22 protein-coding genes and 1 pseudogene are annotated in these 23,612 nt (G+C 61.6%); 8 read left to right on the plus strand and 15 right to left on the minus strand.

The genetic code is table 11. The features are described from left to right. Positions 1–16: 16 nt before the first annotated feature. The 3 genes from ARC63_RS17150 to ARC63_RS17160 form a co-directional block, all read right to left on the minus strand. The gene (locus tag ARC63_RS17150) at positions 17–868 is read right to left on the minus strand and encodes a DUF2145 domain-containing protein (protein ID WP_057503901.1); all 852 of its coding nucleotides are present in this window, start codon (positions 866–868) and stop codon (positions 17–19) included. Between the two features lie 48 nt (positions 869–916). Beyond that, positions 917–1,147, minus strand: a complete 231-nt coding sequence (locus tag ARC63_RS17155; RefSeq protein ID WP_010484194.1) for a hypothetical protein — start codon at positions 1,145–1,147, stop codon at positions 917–919. Between the two features lie 128 nt (positions 1,148–1,275). Beyond that, positions 1,276–2,235: a mitochondrial fission ELM1 family protein gene (locus tag ARC63_RS17160; RefSeq protein WP_057503902.1), complete on the minus strand. Its 960-nt coding sequence runs from the start codon at positions 2,233–2,235 to the stop codon at positions 1,276–1,278. Between the two features lie 126 nt (positions 2,236–2,361). Here ARC63_RS17160 and ARC63_RS17165 point away from each other — a divergent pair, with 126 nt between their 5' ends. Both ARC63_RS17165 and ARC63_RS17170 read left to right on the plus strand, forming a co-directional pair. After that, a complete protein-coding gene (locus tag ARC63_RS17165; RefSeq protein WP_049412235.1) occupies positions 2,362–2,952 on the plus strand; it encodes a malonic semialdehyde reductase in 591 nt (196 codons plus the stop codon). A gap of 86 nt (positions 2,953–3,038) precedes the next feature. Continuing rightward, the gene (locus ARC63_RS17170; protein WP_005407837.1) at positions 3,039–3,746 is read left to right on the plus strand and encodes a YceI family protein; all 708 of its coding nucleotides are present in this window, start codon (positions 3,039–3,041) and stop codon (positions 3,744–3,746) included. Between the two features lie 157 nt (positions 3,747–3,903). Here the strand turns inward: ARC63_RS17170 and ARC63_RS17175 are convergent, their stop codons facing one another. After that, entirely contained in the window at positions 3,904–4,305 is a 402-nt protein-coding gene (locus ARC63_RS17175) for a hypothetical protein (RefSeq protein WP_010484191.1), read from the minus strand. Positions 4,306–4,502: 197 nt separating this feature from the next. On the opposite strand from ARC63_RS17175, the pseudogene ARC63_RS17180 reads away from it, so the two are divergent. Beyond that, a pseudogene (locus ARC63_RS17180) lies at positions 4,503–4,829 on the plus strand (hypothetical protein); the annotation flags it as partial. Between the two features lie 170 nt (positions 4,830–4,999). Here the strand turns inward: ARC63_RS17180 and ARC63_RS17185 are convergent. Together ARC63_RS17185 and ARC63_RS17190 are read right to left on the minus strand one after the other, a co-directional pair. Next, complete coding sequence (locus ARC63_RS17185) at positions 5,000–5,797, minus strand: siderophore-interacting protein (RefSeq protein ID WP_049454464.1); 798 nt, start codon at positions 5,795–5,797, stop codon at positions 5,000–5,002. Positions 5,798–5,857: 60 nt separating this feature from the next. Next, entirely contained in the window at positions 5,858–6,418 is a 561-nt protein-coding gene (locus ARC63_RS17190; protein WP_029379930.1) for a PadR family transcriptional regulator, read from the minus strand. 545 nt (positions 6,419–6,963) lie between these two features. Between ARC63_RS17190 and aceE the strand changes: the two genes are divergently transcribed. Next, positions 6,964–9,651: a pyruvate dehydrogenase (acetyl-transferring), homodimeric type gene (aceE, locus tag ARC63_RS17195; RefSeq protein WP_019660853.1), complete on the plus strand. Its 2,688-nt coding sequence runs from the start codon at positions 6,964–6,966 to the stop codon at positions 9,649–9,651. 159 nt (positions 9,652–9,810) lie between these two features. Further along, positions 9,811–10,917, plus strand: coding sequence for a DNA cytosine methyltransferase (locus ARC63_RS17200; protein WP_057503916.1), 1,107 nt, complete (start codon positions 9,811–9,813; stop codon positions 10,915–10,917). Here ARC63_RS17200 and ARC63_RS23340 read toward each other — a convergent pair. From ARC63_RS23340 to ARC63_RS17235, 9 genes are all read right to left on the minus strand, one after another. Continuing rightward, the gene (locus ARC63_RS23340) at positions 10,907–11,893 is read right to left on the minus strand and encodes an O-methyltransferase (protein ID WP_139042441.1); all 987 of its coding nucleotides are present in this window, start codon (positions 11,891–11,893) and stop codon (positions 10,907–10,909) included. The two genes, ARC63_RS17200 and ARC63_RS23340, sit on opposite strands and share 11 nt — an antisense overlap. Beyond that, positions 11,890–13,287, minus strand: a complete 1,398-nt coding sequence (locus ARC63_RS17205; protein WP_231298652.1) for an ATP-binding protein — start codon at positions 13,285–13,287, stop codon at positions 11,890–11,892. The genes ARC63_RS23340 and ARC63_RS17205 overlap by 4 nt, the downstream gene beginning before the upstream one ends. 96 nt (positions 13,288–13,383) lie before the next feature. Continuing rightward, positions 13,384–14,316, minus strand: coding sequence for an HNH endonuclease (locus tag ARC63_RS23345; RefSeq protein WP_064968352.1), 933 nt, complete (start codon positions 14,314–14,316; stop codon positions 13,384–13,386). Positions 14,317–15,429: 1,113 nt separating this feature from the next. Then, on the minus strand, positions 15,430–15,798 hold the full coding sequence (locus ARC63_RS17210) for a hypothetical protein (protein WP_057503904.1): 369 nt from the start codon (positions 15,796–15,798) through the stop codon (positions 15,430–15,432). A gap of 452 nt (positions 15,799–16,250) precedes the next feature. Further along, positions 16,251–16,676, minus strand: coding sequence for an energy transducer TonB (locus tag ARC63_RS17215; protein WP_019336260.1), 426 nt, complete (start codon positions 16,674–16,676; stop codon positions 16,251–16,253). A 91-nt stretch (positions 16,677–16,767) separates the two neighbouring features. Then, positions 16,768–16,983, minus strand: a complete 216-nt coding sequence (locus tag ARC63_RS17220) for a hypothetical protein (RefSeq protein ID WP_019336261.1) — start codon at positions 16,981–16,983, stop codon at positions 16,768–16,770. 86 nt (positions 16,984–17,069) lie between these two features. Next, positions 17,070–18,395, minus strand: a complete 1,326-nt coding sequence (locus tag ARC63_RS17225; protein WP_057503905.1) for an XVIPCD domain-containing protein — start codon at positions 18,393–18,395, stop codon at positions 17,070–17,072. Positions 18,396–18,416: 21 nt separating this feature from the next. Beyond that, positions 18,417–19,286 carry a hypothetical protein gene (locus ARC63_RS17230; protein ID WP_057503906.1) on the minus strand — a complete coding sequence of 290 codons (870 nt, stop codon included), beginning with the start codon at positions 19,284–19,286 and terminating at the stop codon, positions 18,417–18,419. 337 nt (positions 19,287–19,623) lie between these two features. Continuing rightward, positions 19,624–20,133 carry a hypothetical protein gene (locus ARC63_RS17235; RefSeq protein WP_057503907.1) on the minus strand — a complete coding sequence of 170 codons (510 nt, stop codon included), beginning with the start codon at positions 20,131–20,133 and terminating at the stop codon, positions 19,624–19,626. 501 nt (positions 20,134–20,634) lie between these two features. Between ARC63_RS17235 and ARC63_RS17240 the strand changes: the two genes are divergently transcribed. From ARC63_RS17240 to ARC63_RS17250, 3 genes are all read left to right on the plus strand, one after another. Next, positions 20,635–21,561 (plus strand): XVIPCD domain-containing protein, encoded by a 927-nt coding sequence (locus tag ARC63_RS17240; RefSeq protein ID WP_057503908.1) that lies wholly within the window; start codon positions 20,635–20,637, stop codon positions 21,559–21,561. 179 nt (positions 21,562–21,740) lie between these two features. Continuing rightward, entirely contained in the window at positions 21,741–22,886 is a 1,146-nt protein-coding gene (locus ARC63_RS17245) for a YncE family protein (RefSeq protein ID WP_057503909.1), read from the plus strand. A gap of 143 nt (positions 22,887–23,029) precedes the next feature. Then, on the plus strand, positions 23,030–23,605 hold the full coding sequence (locus ARC63_RS17250; RefSeq protein ID WP_010484173.1) for a hypothetical protein: 576 nt from the start codon (positions 23,030–23,032) through the stop codon (positions 23,603–23,605). Positions 23,606–23,612 lie beyond the last annotated feature (7 nt).

Consider the following 23,612-nt stretch of genomic DNA (forward strand, 5'->3'; position numbering starts at 1 on the left):
GTTCTCCTTGCTGGATTCAGGGCGTGGCGGCGGCAGCACCGGCCACCGGCACATGGGGGATCACCAGTTCCTGCTGCAGTTGGCTGCGCTGGTGCAGGAAGTCGAATACCGATTCCACCGTCACCACCGAATAGTTGCCGGAGATGCGTTCGCCGGCCGGATGGTCGGTGGTGGTGGCGTTGGCCACGAACAGGCGCGCACCCACGCGCTTGCCCAGGCCGATATGCAGCACGCTGGGCTGGTACTTCTGCTGGCGCAGCCACTGCTGGGCCTGTTCGCGCTTGACGATGGCCGGCGCGCCTTCGGCCTGCGCCATTGCCGCGGTCAGCACCTCCAGCACCCACTGGTTGGAGTTCTGGTAGTCGGTGGCGAACGGGTAGGCGACCACGTTGTACCTGGTTTCGTGCAGCGCCTTGGGCTGGATCGAGGGCGACACCAGCATCGCCTTCAACGCGGCACGCAGCGGCGCCGCCGGCACGCCGATGCGCAGGTCGGTATGGCCGCCGCTCTCGCCGACGAAGTTGCCCAGCCCTTCGTGGTACAGCTGCGAGCTGTCGGTCTTGCAGCGGTTGAGCAGGTGCATCGCGCGCCAGCGGCCATCGTCCTCGCGCAGCAGGAAGGCCAGGTGGCTGTGTCGCAGGCCGTAGCGGCTCAGATCCTGGCCACCGCGTGCGGCGACCACCACGTCCACATCGGGCAGCGCATCCAGGCGCTCGGCGGTGGTCCAGGCCACGTCCAGCATCGCCGCCTGCGAGGCGACGCTGGGGTAGCGTTCGCGGCACTCGGTGCTTTTGGCCCATGCCGGTGCGGTCGCCAGCAGGCTGGCGATCAGCAGGGCGGCGCGGGGCAGGCGGGAGAAACGATCCATGTCGATACCTTCAACGGCGGGCAGGCCCGCGCGCCGATCATACGCCGCTCAGCGCAGCGGGCGGTCCACGCCCTTGCGCTTGAGTTCCCTGTCGCAGGCATCGCTGATCGGCGCGATCGGCAGCGGCGGGCGCTCGCCAGTCTTCGGATCGCGCAAGGCCGGTTGTTCGCGATACGCGTCCAGCTGCTGCTGGCACTGGTAGGAAATCGGGTCCAGTTCGGTGGGCGCGGTGGAGCAGGCAGCGAGCAGGGTCAGGGGCAGCAGGAGCAGGGTGCGCATGAAGACGTTCAGCGTGATGGGGGAAGCTGGACTCTAACGGTGCGGGCGGATCGAAATGTTCAGAAATCGCTGCGCACCCGGCACCACCGTGATGCCGGGCGCCCAGGATTGCCGGCCAGCGGCCGGCACTACCCCAATGCCAGGCGCTGCTTCACTTCTGCCGCTACCCGAGCGGTCTCGCGCAGCGGCTCGATGCGGTCGTACTGCCAGTCCAGCCAGTGCGCCTGCAACCGCCCGCGCTCGCGCAGCTGCTGCTGGAAGCGCGCCAGCCGACCCTGCGCGGTATCGGCCAGCGCCACCATCACCGGCATGCGCGTGGCGCAGGCTTCAGACAGCAGGTTCACCGAATCGGGCGACACCACCACGCGGTTGGCCCAGCCGAGCAGGCCGCCATAGGGATTGGTGCCGTCGCCGCCGTCGCCCCAGATCACGTGCGGCAGGTCCACGAAGGTCGCGCGCAGGATCTCGGCCAAGGCGGGCGGCGTGCGTCGCGAGGTGGTGGCTAGCAGGCTGCCGCTCTCGCTGTGGATCTGGTCGGCCAGCGCGCGGAACACACCGACCATCGACGTTTCATCCCACGGCGCCAGCGGCGTCGGTCCACCCACCAGCAGCGCGGTGCGCGGGCCGGGCAGGGTGCTGAAGCCGGCGAACGCGGCGCGGCCCCAGGCCAGCCAGTCATCGTCCACCGGGTTGAGGCTGCCGAGCAGGGTCAGCACGTTGCTGCCGCGCAGGGCGTCGTGTTCGGGCACCACCACCACATCCCAATGGCGAGCGTTGATGCGCGGGTCGAGGATCTGCACCACCTGGCTGCCACGGGCACGCAGCACGCGCAGGGCACCCGCAGCCTGGCGGCCACAACCGATCGCCAGCGCCGGGGCATCGGCAGCCAGCGTCGCGAAGGCCTCGCCGTAGCCATTCACATCGCCGGGTAGGCGACGCGGCGACAGCCAGCGCCAAGGCGCGCGGGGCTGCAGGACCAGCGGCCGATGGGTGCCCTGGCGCAGCGCCGAGGCCAGCGCAACCGCCTGGCGGACATTGCCCGCGCGGCCGTCAGTGACCGTCCAGGGTGCGCTCGATCGTTTCACCATTGGCATTAATTCGTTTCAGCCCTGCTGGGTGTTGCAACAGTCGCGACACTCTACACTGCGGCTCGTCGATTCGCCCCGCGCCGCCCGCGGGCACTGACTTCCCTTCGCTGCCCTGGAGATCCACCGATGTCCCACGCGCTCGACGCTGCTGCCCTCGATCAGTTGTTCCGTACTGCCCGCACCCAGAATGCTTTCCTGGACAAGCCGGTTCCTGAGAGCCTGTTGAAGGAACTGTACGACCTGGTGAAGTGGGGTCCGACCGCCGCCAACACCACGCCGGCCCGCTTCGTCTTCGTCACCTCGAAGGACGCCAAGGACAAGCTGGCCCCGGCCCTGTCCGAAGGCAACCTGGCCAAGACCATGGCCGCCCCGGTCACCGTCATCATCGGCTTCGACCTGGACTTCCACGAGAAGCTGCCCTACCTCTTCCCGCACACCGATGCCAAGGCCTGGTTCGACGGCCCGCAGGAAGGCCGCCACGAAGCCGCCATCCGCAACGGCAGCCTGCAGGGCGCCTACCTGATCCTGGCCGCACGCGCGCTGGGCCTGGATGCCGGCCCGATGTCGGGCTTCGACCCGGCCAAGGTGGACGAAGCCTTCTTCGCCGGCACCTCCATCAAGTCGAATTTCCTGGTCAACCTGGGTTACGGTGACTCGGCGGGCCTGTTCCCGCGTCTGCCGCGCCTGTCGTTCGACGAAGCGGCGCGCATCGCGTAAGTCGTTGTATCGGTTTCGGGCCCGCCGTCCCGCGGCGGGCTCTTGCTGCACCGTGTACCCACCCTACGATCCGGAGAGTTCCTGAGATGAGCGCCACCCGTAAACTGCTGCTGCCGCTGGCCCTGACCCTGGCCATCGCCGCCTGCTCCAAGCCGGCCGACACCGCTGCCCCGGCCGCCGATGCCGCCGCCCCGGCCACCACCGAGCAGGCCGCCACCCCGGCTGCCGATGCCGCCGCCGCTGCGCCGGCCGCCGAAGCGATCAAGATCGCCTCGGGCACCTACAAGCTGGACCCGACCCACACCGACGTGCTGGCCCAGTGGAGCCACTTCGGCTTCTCCAACCCGAGCGCGCACTTCGGCAACGTCGAAGGCACCCTGGTGTACAACGCCGAAGACGTGACCAAGTCCACCGTGGAAGTGAAGCTGCCGCTGAGCGGCCTGAACAGCTTCACCGCCAAGTTCGACGAGCACCTGAAGAGCGCCGACTTCTTCGACGCCGCCAAGTTCGCCGATGCCACCTTCAAGAGCACCAAGGTGGAAGCGGCCGGCACCAACAAGCTGACCGTCACCGGCGACCTGACCATCAAGGGCATCACCAAGCCGGTCACCCTGGACGTCACCGTCAACGGCGGCGGCGAGCACCCGATGGCCAAGGTTCCGGCCGCCGGCTTCGATGCCACCACCACCCTGAAGCGCAGCGATTTCGGCGTCGGCGCCTACGCCCCGAACGTCAGCGATGAAGTGAAGATCCGCATCACCACCGAAGCCACCGGCGAAAAGCCGGCGGCTTGATGCATCCAACTCACTCGTCGTGAGAAGGCAGAAGGCCCGCTGAAAAGCGGGCCTTCTTTTTGGGTGCTGGGGAACACGCGTTGGTAGATGCCAACTTTGGTTGGCGCAAGAGCACTCCGCAGGCCAACCAAGGTTGAGCACTACCGGGTATGCGCGCTCAGCGCAGCGCGCCCAACCATGCCACGCACGTTTCGCTCGGGCTCTGCTTGGCCTTCACCGTCATCCCGCTCACGCGCACGAAGGTCTGCGCTGCCTGCGCCACTACCTGGCGTGCGATCAACGCCGCCTGCTTGGTCGCGGCCTGCTGCTTGCGCAGCTGCACGATGTGCACCGACGGGCGGCCCACCGGTGCGTACTTCTGGTCGCGGCGCAGCACATCGGCCACCTGCGCCACTTCGAACTCGGCCTGCAGGTAGCGGTGCTGTGCTTCCACCAGTTCGCGCAGCGGCGTGCGCAGGGCAACGGTGTCGGCGAAGGCGGCCAGCGCCGCATCGCAGGCAGTGTCATCGGCGAAGCGGGTACGCAGCGCATCCACGCTGGCCAGGGTCAGTTTGGCCATGTGGGCCTCGTTGCTGCAGGAAAGGAGCGCGATTGTCGCATTGCTTGGCGGCTGATGCGTTGAACCGGGCGGCGGAATACCTGTAGAGCCGAGCCCACGCTCGGCTCATCGCGCGCAGCGCGAGGGTTCGCCGATCGCGGAACGAAGAGCAGCCGAGCATTGGCTCGGCTCTACAATGGCCCGCTGTATCACCCACGGAAGTGCGCGAAGGTCTGCTCCGCGGCATGGTGGAAGACACGCTGGTGGACAAGGCGGGCACCCTCGGCCTGGAGCCCAAGGTGGTGCGCGAGGCGCTGACCATGCACGTGGATGAGCTGCTGCACACCCGTGGCGTGCTGCGGCTGGTGAAGGCGCAGATCAATGGCATGATGCCCGGCGTGTACTTCGGGCTGCTGCTGCCGGTGCTGATCATCGCCCTGCTGGTGGCGCTGGAGATATGGGCCGCGAAGCGGTTCGGGTGGACGCGGCAGGCGGCGCCCAGTGCTCCTGTAGAGCCGAGCCCACGCTCGGCTCATCGCGCGTAGCGCGAGGGTTCGCCGATCGCGGAACGAAGAGCAGCCGAGCATGGGCTCGGCTCTACATGGTCAAGGGCGTGCGGACCAACGGTCCGCACCCACCCAGGAAGGTGCGTCAAGGGCGTGCGGACCAACGGTCCGCACCCACCAAGCAGGGTCCGCACCCACCGGCTGCCCGGTCAATCGCCGTCGGTTTCGTCCGGGTGCGCCTTCCAGTAGCCGGTCGAGCGGATCCAGTCGCGCGGTACGCCCAGGTGGCCTTCGATGAACTTGCGCATCATGCGGGCGCGACGCGATTCGGTGGCGATCCAGTAGAAGACATCACCTTCCGGCGCCTCGAAGTCGGTCAGCATGTCTTCCAGCAGGGTGCTGCTGGCCGCCGGGAAGCCGTTGCGTTCCAGCCAGTGGATGCGCACGTTCTCGTACTGCGGCAGGTCCTGGCGCTCGGCTTCATCGCTCACTTCGATGAAGGCCTGCACTTCGGCATCCTCCGGCAGCACGTCCAGCCAGCGGGCGATGGCCGGCAGCGCGGTTTCATCGCCGATCAGCACATAGGCGTCGTAGGTGTCGGCCACCACGAACGAACCGCGCGGGCCACCGATTACCAGCACGTCGCCCGGCTGCGCGCGCTCGGCCCACGGCCCGGCAATGCCCTGGTCGTGCAGCACGAAGTCGATGGCCAGCTCGCCGGTCTCGTGGTCCCACCAGCGCGGGGTGTAGTCGCGGGCGGGCGAGGGCTCCTTGCCGTCCGGGTAGCTGCGGCCTTCGGCGGTCAGCACCGGCAGCACCATCTCGCCCGCAGCGTTGGGGAAGAACAGCTTGATGTGGTCGTCGGCGCCGGGCGAATCGAAGCCGGCCAGCGCGTCGCCACCCAGCACGATGCGGCGCATGTGCGGGGTGACCTCTTCAGTGCGCAGCACGGTCAATTCACGGAAGCGCACATCCAGGCGCAGGCGCGTGTTGTTGTGTTCGGTCATGGGGGTTACCTGTAAAGGTGTCGCGCGGGGGCGCGCGGCGTAGGGAAGACCTGGCTGGCGTCAGTCTGGCTGGGTCATTGAAATCGGTGGTTGCTCGTTACCGGCGGTACCGTTGAGCAGGGCCGAGGCCCGGGTCAGCAGCGCGGCCACTTCGTCCGCCTCGCCCTCGGCCCAGCGGCCGTGGTGGTGCACCAGCGCCCGCTTGAACTCGCGCAGGGCGCAGGCCAGCGGCGGCGGCAGCGAGGCCTTGGTGATCTCGCGGGCGCGGTCGAAGGCACGTCGCTGCGCCAGGCGCACCTGGGTGCGCTGCACCTTCAGCTCGAACTCGCCGGCGGCGGTGATGCGGAAGATCCGCTTGCCATCCACTTCCTCGGCCTCGATCCAGCCGGCCTGCTCGAAGCTGGCCAGCAGCGGGTACATGGTGCCGGCGCTGGGCGTATAGGCCTGCATGAACTGGTTGCTGATCAGCTGCATCAGCTCGTAGCCATGGCGCGGCTGCTCGCCGATCAGGGCCAGCACCAGCAGGCGCAGGTCGCCGCGGCTCAGTACACGTGGCTGGCCATTGCGACGGGGTACCGCCGAATCGGTGGAACGGGCTCTGGGAGAGGGGCTTCGGCTCATTTCGATATATCGGTAAACGAGTGTGCAAACGATATATCGATATGTCGAAAGCGACAACACCCGATCCGGCCACAAGCAGGTGCAATTTGGGCCACGGCCAGCCCCACCCACAGCAAAAGGGGCGCCCCTTGCGAGGCGCCCCGGCGATGCTGTGGAAGGGAGCAGGGCCACCGGGCCCATCACTCACGGGCCACCTTGGGCCCACGGCCAGCGGCAATCCAGAGGCAGGTGCGACACGTTGTCGCCGGTTCAGTGCCGACGCCCGAACGGCGCCCCCCGTGGCCCCGGCGCTGCCCTACAACCGTCATCGGCAGCGGTAACACTGCGTCCTGCACATGGGCGCAGCGGCCCGCAAGCGACAGCCCGCGCAGCCGCCAAGGCCCGCCGCAGGGCCGTCAAGGGCGCTTGCAAGCCCCTTGCGGACACTGGCCGGTTGCATCCATACGCCTGCGTAGCCAAGTGACGAAAGCCCTTGGTGCGCTACACTTTGCGGTCTAGAAATCTATACAACAGTCGCGCGCGTGCGTGCGGTTATGGGAGCGCTAATGAACTGGTTGAACGAGGTGCTGAACAACGACCCGAATCCTGTGGAAACCCAGGAGTGGATCGAGTCGTTGAAGGCCGTTATTGATGTCGAGGGCTCCGAGCGCGCGCATCAGCTGCTGGAAGGCATGGTGGAACTGACCCGTCGTTCGGGCGCCTACCTGCCGTTCTCTCCCACCACCGAGTACGTCAATACCATCGAGCCGCAGCTCGAGGCCAAGAGCCCGGGCAATGCCGAGCTGGAATGGCGCATCCGTTCGATCATCCGCTGGAACGCGATGGCCACCGTGGTGCGCGCCAACCGCAAGCCGGGTGACCTGGGCGGCCACATCGCCTCGTTCGCCTCCGGCGCCACCCTGTACGACGTGGGCTTCAACCACTTCTGGCGCGCCCCGAGTGAAAACCACCCGGGCGACCTGCTGTTCATCCAGGGCCACAGCGCCCCGGGCATCTACGCGCGTTCCTTCCTGGAAGGCCGCATCAGCGAAGAGCAGCTGGACAAGTTCCGCATGGAAGTGGACGGCGGTGGCCTGTCCTCGTACCCGCACCCGTGGCTGATGCCGGACTACTGGCAGACCCCGACCGTGTCGATGGGCCTGGGCCCGCTGGCCGCCATCTACCAGGCGCAGTTCATGCGCTACCTGGAAAACCGTGGCCTGATCGAGAAGTCCGACCGCAAGGTGTGGTGCTTCATCGGCGACGGCGAGAGCGACGAGCCGGAAACCCTGGGTGCCATCGCCCTGGCCGGCCGTGAAGGCCTGGACAACCTGATCTTCGTGGTGAACTGCAACCTGCAGCGCCTGGACGGTCCGGTGCGCGGCAACGGCAAGATCATCCAGGAACTGGAAGGCGTGTTCCGTGGCGGCGGCTGGAACGTGATCAAGCTGCTGTGGGGCGGTTACTGGGATGCCCTGCTGGCCAAGGACACCAACGGCGTCCTGAAGAAGCTGATGATGGAAACCGTCGACGGCGAATACCAGAACTGCAAGGCCTTCGGCGGCGCGTATACCCGCGAGCATTTCTTCGGCAAGTACCCGGAAACCGCTGCGATGGTGGCCGGCCTGAGCGACGACGACATCTGGCGCCTGAACCGTGGTGGCCACGACCCGCACAAGGTGTACGCCGCCTACCACCAGGCCGTGAACACCAAGGGCATGCCGACCGTCATCCTGGCCAAGACCGTGAAGGGTTACGGCATGGGCAGCGCCGGTGAGGCACTGAACCCGACCCACCAGACCAAGAAGCTGGACGACGAAGCGGTGCGCCACTTCCGCGACCGCTTCAACATTCCGGTGACCGACGCGCAGCTGGCCGACGGCCAGGTGCCGTTCTACCACCCGGGCCCGGATTCGCCGGAAGTGCAGTACCTGCAGGAACGCCGTGCCGCACTGGGCGGTTACCTGCCGCAGCGCCGCCGCAAGGCCGACAAGACCTTTGTGGCGCCGAAGCTGGAAGCGTACGAACGCCTGCTGAAGAGCAGCGGCGAGCGCAGCTACTCCACCACCATGGCCTTCGTGCAGAGCCTGAACATCACTCTGCGTGACAAGGAACTGGGCCCGCACATCGTGCCGATCGTGGCCGACGAAGCCCGCACCTTCGGTATGGAAGGCCTGTTCCGCCAGATCGGCATCTACGCGCCGTTCGGCCAGAAGTACAAGCCGGTCGATGCCGACCAGCTGATGTTCTACCGCGAAGACCAGAGCGGCCAGGTGCTGCAGCAGGGCATCAGCGAGCCGGGCGCGATCAGCTCGTGGATGGCGGCCGGTACCAGCTACTCGGTCAGCAACGTGCCGATGCTGCCGTTCTACATCTACTACTCGATGTTCGGCTTCCAGCGCGTGGGCGACATCGCCTGGCAGGCCGCCGACATGCGTACCCGCGGCTTCCTGCTGGGTGGCACCGCCGGCCGCACCACGCTGAACGGTGAAGGCCTGCAGCACGAAGATGGCTTCAGCCATCTGGTGGCCGGTGGCATCCCGAACGTACGCAGCTACGACCCGACCTTCGGCTTCGAAGTGACGGTGATCCTGCAGCACGGCACCAAGCGCATGATGGAAGACCAGGTGGACGAGTATTACTACGTCACCCTAATGAACGAGAACTACACCCACCCGGAAATGCCGGAAGGCGCGGCCGAAGGCATCGTCAAGGGCATGTACCTGCTGACCGACGCCGGCAAGCCGAAGAAGGGCGAGCTGCGCGTGCAGCTGCTGGGCTCGGGCACCATCCTGCGCGAAGCCATTGCCGCCGCCGAGCTGCTGGACAAGGACTTCGGCGTGACCGCTGACATCTGGAGCTGCCCGAGCTTCAACGAACTGCGCCGCGATGGTTTCGACGTGGAGCGTGCCAACCGCCTGCATCCGGAAGGTGAGCAGCGCAAGGCCTACGTGACCGAGCTGCTGGAAGGCCGCCAGGGCCCGGCGATTGCCGCCACCGACTATGTGCGTGCGTATGCGGACCAGATCCGTGCGTTCGTGCCGATGAGCTACACGGTGCTGGGTACGGATGGTTTCGGCCGCTCGGATACGCGTGCGAACCTGCGTAGGTTCTTCGAGGTTGACCGGTACTACATCGCGCATGCCGCGATTGCGGCGCTGGCGAAGGAAGGGAAGATGACCGCGAAGGATGTGGCCCGGGCGATCAAGCAGTACAAGATTGATCCGGAGAAGGCTAATCCTGTTGGGGTTTGATTCCCACTGTGATTTAAGAGAGGCGGCCTTTGGGCCGCTTCTTCTTTATGCAAATTCATTTGCGTATTGGGCCTTTCCCCAGACGTTTCACGTCGAAGGCATAGGTTCTTCCAATATTCTGCTTCAGAACGAACGGCGCTATTCCCACCAATGGGCAACTTGAACGTTATTGATCTATTTTCCGGAGTTGGCGGGCTAAGCCTCGGCGCGGCCAGGGCTGGATTTCATGTCGCAGGAAGTGTCGAGATTGATCCAATTGCAGCCGAGTATCATGCACTAAATTTTCCGCAGACTCAGCATCTCTTGGAGGACGTGGGAAATATCAGTGGAGCTGAGTTGCTAAAAAGATGCAAGTTAAACCAAAGAGAGCTTTCCGGGTTGATCGGCGGGCCGCCTTGCCAAGGTTTTAGTCTGATTGGTAGGCGCGATGAGCTAGATCCTCGCAATCAGCTTTTCATGCATTTTTTCAGGCTGGTAGCTGAAACGCGGCCGGCCTTCTACGTGGCCGAGAATGTTCCTGGAATTCTCAACGGAGCAAGTGCTGACTTTGTGCGTCAGGCGTTAGGCCAGATTCCTTCAAATTACACTTTGCTTGCGCCCATTAAAATTAGGGCAAGCACATTTGGTGCACCAACGACTAGAACTCGTGTGTTCTTCATTGGCTTTGATCCGAAGAAAATTTCTGATTTGTCTGTGGAGTCATTTTCCCCTAGTTCGGAGTGGCAGGGAACGACAGTATCAGATGCGCTAAAAGGGCTTCCAAATGTTAGTGCGGATTGGCAGGAGGAGAGTCAAAGCTGGCGAAAGATAAAGCCAGTAACTTCTAGTCAATTTCATGAGCGCGCGAGGGGGGTGATCCCACCTGGCGTCGGTAACAGAGAGGCGGTGCTGCACTCTGCCAAAAACCTCGTTTCTGGCTTCCTTGGAACCCGACATTCTGACGAGACAGTCGCGCGATTCTCCAAACTTAGACCAGGTGAGGTGGACAAGGTCTACAGGTCTCCTCGCTTAGATCCGAAGGGACTATGTCCAACGATCAGAGCGGGAACCAACTCTGATAAGGGAAGCTATCAGGCTGTTAGGCCCATTCACCCAAGGCATCCCCGAGTAATTTCGCCGCGTGAAGCGGCGAGACTACAGGGCTTTCCTGACTGGTTCTTGTTTCATCCGACCAAGTGGCACTCATTCCGACAGATCGGGAATAGCGTGAGTCCGATTGTCGCTGAGAGAGTTCTTTCGGTAATCTTCAATGCCCTTAAGCGTTAATCCGGACGAACTCTGGATAGATGCGGTAGAAAGTTCCATATGACCGTACTGCTTTCTCCGTGATGCCGTCTGGGCCAATCGCATCTTTTAGAATATTTCTAGCCGCATCAACTGTTCCATTTGGTTGGAGTGATTCAAGTGCGAGGCGCTCTCTACTGGAGAGCGTAGGAAGGTCGATTTCGTGTGGATACTTCCAGTCAGTATTTGCAAAGGGCCAGTGGGCAATCCGGCTATCAATGGGGAATTCTTCAATTTTCAATTTTGAGGAGTCCAGAACGATTCCTGTTGCGGTTAGCATCGTGGTTCCGTCGGAATAGGTGAAGGCTGATAACGGTTGGACCACCAATGGGGAGTGGTTAGTGGCACGAATTGCGGCGAGTTTAAGTGCCTGCAGGAGAATGGTTGGGTACTGATTCGCTCGAAAGTCGGAGTCCTTAATTGTAGTTGGACAATCTATCCCAGATCGATCAATAAACACTCTTCGCCGGAGAGCAACTAATTCATCCTGCTTCAGGTTGCCGCTGTCCTCTCGAAGCGCAGATACCGACGCATTGAGGGTAACTCTAAAGATATCCCCGTGAGCGAGCTTGTTAACGAGATTAAACGTGTCATCAAGCTGCTGCTTAAGCTCTCCGGGAGAAGTAAAGTCGAGCCATACGACCGATGGTGAGTCTGAGCTAAATTCAGATATGAAGGTTGAAGAGTCAGTTAGTTGGAAGCTGACGCAGCTGAGAGGGCAGTTGAAGCGTTGCCTGGCCTGAACGGTGGCATCTCGCTCAATGCATGTCATGTCCGAAATCCTGGTGGCAGCATGTATCGCCCGGAAATCCTCCATGAATGGGCCACCGAATCCATAATATTTGTAATCGGATATGTTGAAGGATGTTCTTCCAATCCGATTGAGCAAATCCAGGAAGAGAGCTCTGTCAGCCGCCTTATTTGGCCGCAGATGATAGGCGATGTTCCCCCCACTCATTTGCTGAGTTCCCTCACGGCTCGAGAGAAGCACTCCTCCCCAACCTCGGATGGCTTCGCATCTGTCGTGCCGAAGTAGAGATCAGAAAGTGCTTCAATTTCTGACTTCGGCCTTGAGAATCTTATCCACTGATCAGTGAATGATTCAGGTGCCGGTAATGCGGGCCTAAACTGCTCGCCGCCAATAGTCTTTCGAACGGTAGTAAACTTCAGGCTGCCGTTCTTCACAATTTCCTCAGGAAGCAAAAGCGACACGGACTCCGTCTGGGACTCGCGTTCCTTTCGTTCAGTAGGGCGCTTCTTCCATTTGTTAGTATAGTTTGTAAAGAGTTTAAGGCCGTCCCGCATGAAATCTTTTACTTGAAGATAAATTTCACTACTGGCGTCCACACCGCGTTTAGTTGTCGTCAGTGGAAGTTTGGATGGATCATTTGATCTAAATACAACCGTTCCTGCGATCGCAACAAACTGAGTGTGATAAGACGGAACGCCTGATTCTCCCCAGCCGGTAAGCCGAGACTTGTCGGCATGAAGAACCACACGGTCATTGCAGATAATTGTCCAACCAGCGCTCTCCGAAGAAGCCCGACCTTCCAGTTCCTGCTCTTCCTCTTCGTCGCTTAGGGAGTTTCTATAAAGCCCCACGGAAAGGTGGACGTCCACACCATCAGGCTGGCCCTCTCGCCTGTAGATGTATGGGGCGATGCTTTGACCTGAGTCATCGGGATTGTCTTCTAGAATTAGTTTGATCTTCCGTGAATCTGCTTCGACATCATTGATGAAGACCTTAAATCCCTTCTCAATGATGTACCCGTAGTAAGCCCGCACGGCCTCTCTGAACTCATTCAGAAACTCATCACGTGAAAAACTATTGGATATCGCTGGTCGAAGATTTCCAATGCGTATGGTGGTTCCGAACGACAATTCCTCTGGGTTCGGAATTTCAACCATGTCGAAAGTCCAGGTGTCATCATCCAGCATCCATTCCGGAGTGATATCTACGTAGAATGATTTGTCCGATCTTTCGCTTTTAATTCGAGCTGAAGTTCCCATCTTGAAAATGGCTCGTTTCATTCCGATGCCGTAAAGACCCACAGTAGGTAGCTCTGCGTCTAGCTCCGCGTTCTTTCGTCCAAGACGAAATGCGCTTTCCTCTGCGATCTCGAAAGGTATTCCGCCGCAATTATCTTTGATGGTGAAGGAGTTTTCGTTAAACTCAATCCTGGCCCAATAGCCAGCGTACGGGATCGCCGGATCTTCTGGTTGAGTTGGAGATCGCATAACACCATCGACGCAATTGTCGAGAAGGTCCAATATAGCGTCCTTTAGTTCGATATCTCTAACGAGCATGTCGACGAAGAAACGCTTTGCCGGAAAGGCTTGTGCGGTGCTCAATTTGGTCCCCTGTTGGACGGCTGAGCGGCCATTCTGACATCTAGTCACAGTTGGTGGTGTAGGGGAATTCCTACAAGCCCATGCTGTTGTCAGTTTTTATGGCAATTCAAGGGGGGATTCATTGTCGAGATTTTCTGATTTAAAGACCTTCTTACGGTGCCACTCCAGGTACCTACGATGAGGTCTCTCGTCCGGAAGTCGTGGCAGGCATACTCTTCCGTCATCGGGGAACAGACTCGTCAAATGGAAAAGAGAGGCGCAGTTGCTACCCACGAGAATTCGATGATCTTCATCAATTGAAACGATGCCGGCGTCGAACATCCAATGGACAGTTCCTGTTAATGCAATCCCGTTACTCACTGTATCTGGTCCATTTTTTGATACCGGCCGAATGTGCGCTGCCTCAACCTCAGGATTTCCAAGTCGATCAAGCAACATGAGTCCGGTGAATGCACAGCGGTTTCCATATGCATGGCGGACTCGCTTCCTAAATGAAGTGTCCCTTACGGCACGGCTCACTGTTGTAGTGGCGATCGCGCGTTTGACATCTCCCGGATAGTGAGCATCCGCATTATTGGTCCGGTCATCGGAATCAATCAGAGACAGCGAGCTCTTGAATCCAAGGTTGCATATGGTGTGGAATTCGCAATCTGGTATGACTCTAACGGATTGCCCGAATGCTCCTTTGTTCGCAGATCCATCGGCCTTTCGAAGCGCAGATTCGAAGTAGTGCTCTTCATATTTGAAGGGAACCCGATGGTCGAACTCAATGTACTCCGCAAGATCGGCGAAATAGTAATTCGCTGCAGTGGGGTCTGGACGAATGCGTACAACGCGCGCGAGAGCAACATAGGCTTGAGCTCCTCCGGAGCTGCTTGGGCCGCTATTTCGCCGGGGCTCATAGAAAATGACCCAGTCACCTATAGTCTCTTGCACCCGGGCAAGCAAGTTCTTTGAGAAGTGATACCACTGCTCCTTGAGATCCCGATATGGAGATATCTCGGAAGAAGTGAAAATTGCCTTGGCCACATGCCCTCCTGTTGGATGGCAAGGCTAGCAGGCCTGTTGCGACATATGAAGTCATGATTGGCACCGGCTCGGTTGATTCGTACCACGCCAGTAGTGATGCTCAGGGATCATCTGTGCGAAGAACGCGGGGGGCGCCGTAAGTGGTAGCGTGTTGAACGACTACTACATTCAGCAATGAACCGGTCTGCATAGCGGTTCGCGGCGCATGTCTAGGTGACAATCCAGTTCCGGCATAATCTCTAAATGCGGGGATGGCGCCGGGAGAAGAAAGGACCGATTTCTGGGTTGAGTGCCCCGAGCAAACCTATGGACTTACTGCTCGGATGTCGCATGGTCTTCCTCGGAACGGGACACCCTTGCTCACAGCGTCCCGGGTGAGTATTCCCGGCACGCGGGTGCTGCCTGGTACGCGGCGAGCCACAAGTGAAGGATTTAGGATGAAGGGGCTTTGCTGCTTCGCGCTTCACGCAGGAAGAGCCCGGCTAAACCACAGCCGGCAGCGAAGTCGACATTGGCTGAGCGTCGATCTGCTATCGCGCGTGTACGCAACGGTGCTCAGTGACGTGTAGCCGCGGTTGCTAAGTATAGAAGCAGGATGTAGATCATGGATGACAAGCGCATGGCTGCCAACTAGGGAGCTCACGTGTGGTGCAGGTACCCTGGATGTACTTCGCGCACCAGTCAGTCAACTTCTCCGACGTTGCAAAGGAGACTTCGAGCGAGGCGCCTTGGACATGCAGGCCTTCAGGTCAATGCTTAGAACCCGCGCTGGTGAATCTCTCACCATCGGGAATGACTCGACCTGACGCATCAGCTCGAAGATGCGACCTCGGAAGCTACCAGCGCCTAGCTTCATCCACTAGACGCGTAGTTTCTTCAGATGAGGTCACAATCTCAAACTCGGAGACCGGGGCTAAGTCACAAGCTCAGGCCCAGCCTTGGGTAGATGAAGGTGACGAGTGATGCGTCTATCAGCGCTGCCACGAGAGCAATGATGTGTCGCGGACACTTGTGGGAGGCCCTGCAGCTCTATGCTGTAAGGGAACGATCGATGATCGCACAAGCTCGTCAGCGGGCCTCACAAGTTGCTCCTAAATCTGTGATCGTCGCGTTCTATCCCCGCACCTGCAACCGCTCAGTCACCTGCGCAGTCAACGCTACACACGCCATCTTCAACCCTTCCATCACCCGATCCCCCAGGTACTCCTCGGGCGCGCCGTTCTGCCGAGTCCGCTCCGCAGCCAGCATCAGCTCCGCCACCACGCGCAGCCCCGCCAGCGCGCAATCTGCATCCGCTAGCTGTAGGCAACGCCCAGGCAGTTGATGCCGCTCCGGCCAAGGCTGGCCATCCGCAGCCGCACCGGTTCCGATGCGGTGCAGCGTAGCGACGAAGGCGTTGGGGTCGGCAGACGGTTCGCGCTCGGGTTCGGCGTTGTCCGGATCGTACTGCGCGTGCAGGGAACGGAAGTCCGATGTGTTCATGGCAATGCTCCGTACAGGACAGATAGCAGCGCCACCAATAAAGGTGGCGGACGGTGCGGGCTCGAAAACCGGTATGTACCAGACCGGCGGATCCAAAGATCCCCACGCACCGCCCGCCATGGAACGCGAACGGATTGCCAGCCGGCGCCACACAAAAGGTGACGCCGGCCGGCAAGCGCATACATCTGGTACATAGACGGGTTTTCGAGTCCCGCGCCACCCTTTTCCGGTGGCACGCCAAGAGATACCCGTGCAGCAGCCAAATGCCAAGAAACTGCAGAACTGATGATTACCAGTCCTGACGCTTTCGGCATTGTCGCACACGGTGTTAAGCCGGTAAGCGGTTGCGCCGCAACGGTCTCGGAGGGCTTGGCGCTATTGGCCCCAAGCGTAGGAATGCCCGCAGTCAGGGCCATGGCGTAGGGCCAATCGCGACAGATTGGGCCAGCGGCTCAGCCGGGCGGCGCCTCGGCCGAAGGCACGAAGCTCAAACGCACCCGAACCCGCGCATGCCGCGCGACACCCTCAACCACGACTGGTTCGAAGCGCCACTGGTCCACTGCGGTAAAGGCCGCACGGTCAAGCTCCCGCAGTCCGCTGGACCGCACCACCATCACGTTGGAAACGTGGCCCAGCTCATCCAATTGGGCAACCAGCACCACCTGCATGGGAGCCTGCAGGAAGGTATCGGGCGGCGTGGCAGGGGCCGTTGAATACTCAATGGCAGGCGCCTGCTGTAGCTCGAAGGTGGGGTTGTCACCGCGCTCTACGAACACTTCAGTGGAGACCTGCGGGTCTGCCGCCATGGCCATGGCAGGTGTAGCGCCCAGCAGCATCAGAGCGAGGTTCAGTGCCAGGGCGGTGTTGAAGCGGGGCATGCGTGGTTTCCATTCCGGTGCGCTGCAAGCATAGCGGCCATCCTCTGGCATCGCTTGTCTTGAATGCCGGCATGCCGGACGGCTGCAAGGTTCACACAGCCATGCCCGGCCGTGGCCACAGCGCGTCGTCGCGCTCCAGGTCGTAGTCGCTGCCGAAGGCAAGCGCGGCCTCGCGTGGTGGAAGGTCTGCGTAGCAGCGCAGCAGGTACTCATCCATGCCGGCGTCGCCATGGTCGATGGCGAACAGGTGGAGGAGCTCTTTGTCGAAGGCTTCCAGCCATGCGGGGTCGATCTTGGTCACGGTCATCCTCCCGAAGCAGGGGAGGATGACCTGGGAAGGTCTCAGGGACTGAGATCTCTGGCGCCGAGGGAGGCCGCCTCAACCTTGGGCGCTCAGCCCATGCGCATGGCGTGGCTCTGCTGTTCCTGCGTACGTGCATCCAGCGCCTGCTGTTCATTCTGGCGGGCGAGCTCGCGCTGATCGCCCACCACAGCCAGTTGCTGCAGCGACTCAGCCACCGGCGTTTGTGCAGCCACGGCAGTGGGCATCCCTGCACGCAGGTGGGCGGGGTCAGATAGGTCGCCTTGTACAACAAAGATGGTGTGACCCGCCGGCTGATTGGCCGTGGCGTTGCTCAGCACCACATGGTCCACCTGTTCCAGACCCTGCTCGCGTGCCTTCACTGTCAGGCTGGCGGCGAGGTTCTCACTGGTCGCGTCGAAGGGGCGGCCGTGCTTCTCGTCCAGGGCAGCGACGCCCTGGCGAATCTGCTGATGGAGCGCGTAGTCCGGGCTGCCTGGCTCTATCGCCGCGATGCGGCGTCCTTCCGTAAAGAGAGGCTCGGGCTCCTGCGTAGACACCACGCGCGGGCTCTTGGCGATCTCTCTGTAGGGATCTTCAGGATGAAACTGCTTCGCCTTGGCCTCGCGTTCCAAGCGAACCTCGCGGGTCTCATTCAACATGGAAATCTCGGCGGGATCGGTCTCTTTGGTTGTTCTATCGAGTGGGGGAACACCCACTGTGCGGTTCCAGCTGCCGTCCTTGGGGTCGTAGCTGTGATAGTCGAACTTGGTACCAATCACGTTCGGATCTACGGCGTCGCGCTGCAGGAGCGCTGCGCCGTCGAACTTGCTCAGCTCAACGAAGTAGAAATGCCCAGCGGGCTGCGGCATATCCAGGTGCACGCTGACGGCCGTCTTGCCGGCACGGAATGCGCCGGCAGCGCTGTTGTCGAGCATGTTCTGCCAGACCTTTTCGGCTGCCTGCTCACCGCGTTTGTGCTCCGTGGACACCAGCAGCAAGCGTGGCGTCCAGCAGTTCACATTGAGGTCGTTCTTTTCGAACGAAACATCGTGGGATTTGAGCGTGCTGGTGTAGGGCAGGTTGAGTGCCAGATCGGGCCTGCCGGCCTCCATCCAACTTCTGCGCTCCGCCAGGTCGTTCCTGATCAGATCCTGGCCGAAGGCTTCTTGCCTGCGCTCGGTGAACGCTACGTTCTTCTCGTTGCCGAACAGCGTGGCCTGTTGCTCGGCAACGGCGGTTGCAAAGCTGTTGGCCACCCGGCCGGGGAGGCTGTCGTTGCGCACAACACCCAACGCAAGCAGGCCGTAGCCATCATTGTCGGGAAGCTGCGCGAGATAGTTCCAATACAGCTCGCGATTTCCCTCCTTCGCGTAGGAGGACAGGACACGAATATCCTTATCGGTAAGTCCGCTCATGATTCATCCTTGAGATGCGGTTTACGGCTGAACGCGATAGCGGCTCAGAAGATCACGCACGCTGGTTTCCAGACGCTGCCAGTCGCTCAGCATTACGCGTGCATAGTTCATCTCGATGGCGATGCTGTCGCCCACATCCACGATGGAATGGCGGCACATTGCGATCTGGCCTTCTCCGACGCGTTCAAGTGTCTTTCCCTGAGCTACAAGTCCGTCAGGAATGCGATCTGCCGGGTCGCAGCTGATGAACGTTGTCAGTTGTCCCTCCGCCGAGCGGGCCACATACCAGTCTGGCTCCATCCCCGGGTTGTGCACGTAAGGCCTGCCCAGCGCAGCCTCTGACTCCTTTGCATAGGCTTCCATCAACGATGGGTCGATCGCATACGGCGTCAGACCCCATCGCTCGGGTTGTGCAACGCGTAGCGCAAGATTCTCTACCGGGTCTCTTCGCTCCAGCGACCCCGGCGCGCTGGTGGCCTCACTGCTGGACCGACGTGCCAGATAGTTCTGGATGGGAACGCGATCGATGTACCTAAGCTCGACCAGTACCTGCCGCCGGCTGTCCTGCGTGCTGCGCACCGGGCGATCACCAGGAGGCGCTGCATCGAAATCAGGCCAGAACACAGTGAGCATGACGCCCCCATCGGCCAAGGGGCCCGTCTGGTTGTAGTAGAGGTTGGCCGGGAACATGAAGCGGTGCGGGCCCAATCGTGCCTCTACCGGCTCCGTTGTATAGGTATGTCCACCCACCGTTCGTGGGCTGGTTGCGGTTTCGGACATGTTGGTTCCGTTCGGGTCCTTTTCCGTGGATGGGGCCTTCGCGCAGGCGGTGGTGCTCAGCACGGCCACCAGGGCGAAGGAGGCAAGCCGGCAAGCCGGTGCTCTGCTCATGGGCGATTCCCTTGCATGATCGAAACGACTATAGAACGGTGGAATGGCAAGCTCCAGTCGCAGCCGGGACCACGGCCACCGCGGGGACATTACTGCATGCTGGCTCACATATTCAGTAAGTCGCGATCGGCGTCCTCTATCCCCCACCTGCCCCACATCCCACCTATGCCATCATCCAGCCAGGACCGTAGTTACTCCGTCGGGCCCGGAGCCTGGGGATTTCAGGTAGCTGACTATCTCTGCCTTCTGCTGGTCGGTGAGCTGTGCCCCACTGGCCGCATCTGTGGCAGGCATCAGGGTCGTCAGTGCGAAACTTTCAAATGAGAACTGGGGCATATCACCCTGCCTCGGCCTGCTTCTGCGGCACGAACAAGCTGCCTAGGACTACTGCCTCGTCCCGTAACCGAATGCTGTCTGCCGGCACCGCGATACCAAGTTGAAGCAATGAATCAGCCCGAGCTACTGCGATGTAGCGAATGTTCTCGAAAATGCTGGGCTGATTGGAAAACACATTAATCAGGCCCTGCGCGACGGCACGGATGAATGCATAAGCCTCATCGGTATTTCCGATTTCATCTTTGAAGCTGATGATCGATTTCAGTACTTCGCTGGTGCTAAGGTCCAACGTGTAAACTCGCTCACGGCTGTTTTCGCCAACTGCAAGCGCTTCGGTTCCAAAGATGCCAAGCGACGCTACTCGCTCACCGTCACGACGGAAAGTGTATTGATACTCAGTGACGTCACGTCCATCGGACAGCGTGGCAGGTAGAACCCGTGGATAAGAAATTCTCACCGTGCTGGTTGCATCGAATGCAGAGTTGGAGTCGGGCCTGAATTCAATGGGCATCGTCTTTTCCTGGGATTGGTGCTGATTGGTGCTGATGATGAATGTGGCGTGCCTGTGCGTTGCTATTTTTCGCCAACAGGCGCTGTAGCTGCACAGGTTCAGGAATCACGAGATGCGCCATACATCAACTCCGGCCGAAACCGTTGCATGGAGGTGGAGTAGGCGTCGCGTCTGTGGCCAAGGTCTGTGCCCCCAAGATCTTCCTGATCACACACGGCAGAATGCATTCTGCCCGCTGTCCCGTTGGGGGGCTCATCATGCTCAGATTGCGGCACGCGGACTTGCGAAGATGTGTTCATCAGCAATTCCATTGCTCTGTTTCCAAAGAATATACGACTCCCTCCCGCCGCACTCCACATCCTCGGCCCTACGCCGCCGGAATGCACGCTGGTTCACACATTCAGAAAGCCGATCCAGCAGCTTGCGCCTCTCCACCTGCCCCCCATCCCACCTATGCCATCATCCGGCCAGGACCGCAGTACCCAACAAGGCTGAGCAGGCATGGAGCAGGCAATACGCTACACCGTAACCCTTTATCTGGCCGCGCCCGGCACCCCACTGAAGAGCGGGGGCATCTCGCCGCGCGGCCACATGTACCTGCAGGTAGCAGCAGGCGACGAGGCCCACAGCTACGGCTTCGCACCACCGCGCCACGCGCCGGGCAAATCCCCCACCGGCGCGCAATACGCGCAGGTGCGCCATGACGATGCCGACGAGCATCTGGATCCGTATTACAGCCGCACCCTGGAAATCACCGAGGAGCATTACGGCTGCCTGCGCGACTTCGCCGAGGAACCGGCCGAGTTCGAATTCGATGTGGATCGCCCGGTCACCATCAACCGCTGCAGCGATTTCGTCTGGGCCGCGCTGCACTACGCCGGTCTGCATCCGCTGCCGGCACCGCTGGATGGCGGCAGCAATCTGGGCGAGTTCGCGGTGCTGTTCAACCTGCCGGAAATCCAGTGCATTGCCGCGCCGTTCCCGGGCAGCGACCTGAATGCCGAGACCCACCATGCGATGCCCGAGCGCGAGGCCGAAAACCATCGCCAGGGTGACCGCGCCAGCGATGAGCCGCCACCGACGCCGATCGAAGTGGCCGGCACGCTGCTGGACCCCTCGCATCCAGACCATCGCCTGTTCGCGCAGTTGATCCAGAAAGTGGCCGAGCTGGACGCCGCGCACGGCCGCCCGTTCGATGCGGCCAGCCAGCGCATCAGCGCCAGCCTGCTGGTGCTGGCCAAGCAGAACAATCTCTCGCGCGTGGACCACGTGCTGCTCAGCCAGCCGACGAAGAGCAGCCATGCGGCGGAGAGCATCTTCATCGTGCAGGGCGATCGCAATGACCCGGGGCACCGCCGCGCCAGCATCGCCACCGAAGTGGCGGCCAAGACCGATGTGGCCGATTCGCTGCGGTTGAAGGAGCAGTAACCCGCGCGTCTGCCATACGCGCGCCGGCGCACGCCACGCCCCCCACCTGCTACCATTCCCCTGCTACCATTCCCCCGCAACCCCAGCCAGCCCACCCGCGCAGACAGATGCAGGTCGGGCCGTCGCAGTACGGCCCAGCGAGCCAGGACACCTTCCCGTGCCCATTCAAGGACGCTCGCATGTTCCGTACTCCTCTCTTCCGCTCGGCCGCCCTGGCCGTTGCCGTTTCGCTCAGCCTCGGCGCGCCCTCGGCGTTCGCCGACAACGCGCCCGCCGCCAGTGCCACCGCCGCTGTGCAGCGCCAGGCCGTGGCCAAGGGCCTGTACGAGCTGGCCTACAGCCCGAAGCAGAACGCCGTGTTCGTGGCCTCATCCGGTGGCTTCGGTGATGACGCCGGCCCGGCCCAGGTGCTGCGCCTGAACCCGGCCACGCTGGCCGTGGAAACCCGCATTCCGCTGGAGCGCAAGGCGTTCGGCGTGGTGCTGGACGACGCCCACAACCGCCTGTACGTGGGCAACACCGTGGACCTGTCGGTGACCGTGGTCGACACCGCGCAGAACAAGGCCGTCGGCACCATCCAGTTGATGGAGAAGAAGACCGGCAAGGACGGCAAGGCCGCCTACACCCACGACCTGCGCGAGCTGGTGGTCGACAGCGCGGCCAACCGCCTGTACGTGACCGGCCACAGCAGCCAGCCGGACGTGAGCAGCGTTCTGTTCGTGATCGATACCACCACGCTGAAGGTGATCAACACCATCGACGGCCTGGGCAATGCGAAAGCGCCGGGCCTGGCACTGGATGCGGCCAACAAGCGCGTCTACACCAGCAACCTGCTGGCCGATCTGGTGGTGGTGGGCACCGATTCGAACACGGTGGTGGCACAGCACAGGATCGCCGCCGAGCAGCCGATGAACATCGCGCTGGACCCGGCCGGCAAGCGCCTGTTCGTGACCGACCAGGGCTCGGAATTCCTGCGTGGCTACCAGGCCAAGAGCAGCGGCCTGGTCAGCAAGCATCCGGGCCAGCGCGTGCTGGTGCTGGACCGCAGTACCGGCAAGGAACTGGCCAGCATCCCGACCGATGCCGGCCCGCTGGGCATCCTGCTGGATGCACCGCGCAAGCGCCTGTACGTGACCAACCGCGAAGCCGGTACGGTGACCGCGTACAACAGTGACAGCTACCAGAAGGTGGCGACCTACAAGGTGCCGACCCACCCGAACAGCTTGGCGCTGGATGCGAAGAACAACGTGTTGTTCGTGAGCATCAAGAACGGCGAGAAGGATGACAAGGGCGCTGACGAGAGCGTGGCACGGATTCAGCTGTAATGGGGTGACGCCGGGGCACGCCCGGCGGCGAGCCGCGTGACGAAGGCAGGGTGAAGACCCTGCCTTTTTCATTGGCCGGTTGCGGCGCCAGCAGCCGGCGGCTAGGGTTGAACCTCATGGCAGGGAGCCAAAGGATCTGAATCATGCTGGGTATCCACCGCTGGCTGCGCGCCGGCCTGGTCTTCACGCTGGCGGGCGCACTCGGCGCCTGCAGCAGCCGCGTACCGGATGCGCCGGAGCCACTGGATCTGGTCAAGCCAATCATCGTTGCCGAGCCCGGCCAGGCAGTGCGGTTCGAGTTCGAGACGAATGCCCGCAACTTCAAGCCGGGTCGCACGTATGCGCTGGAGCTGGAGTTGCAGCGCCAAGGGACACGAAGGCCGGACGAGCCTGACGTGGGCACATCAAGGGTCCCGTTCGAGGTGACCCTGCAGCAATGGGGCACTGATGCCTGGAAGGATGTTCCCACCTACGACAGCTATCAGGCCGGGGTGCTCAATGCAGGTGAACAGCTTCCGGAATGGCATGCATCCAGCGAATGGCGGTATACGTCGCCGCACATGGGCAGTGACGGCCAATACACGCTGAGCCTGGTTGCTCTGCCACTGGAGCTTGATACCCGCTATCGCGTACAGGTTCGCACTGCGCAGGCCTCGCCGGAACTGCAGCATTACTCGGCTCAGTTGCGGGTACACGCAGCCCGGCCGCCAGGCAAGTAATCACTTA

The sequence above is a fragment of the Stenotrophomonas geniculata ATCC 19374 = JCM 13324 genome, assembly GCF_001431625.1.
In the GTDB taxonomy this organism is placed as follows: Bacteria; Pseudomonadota; Gammaproteobacteria; order Xanthomonadales; family Xanthomonadaceae; genus Stenotrophomonas; species Stenotrophomonas geniculata.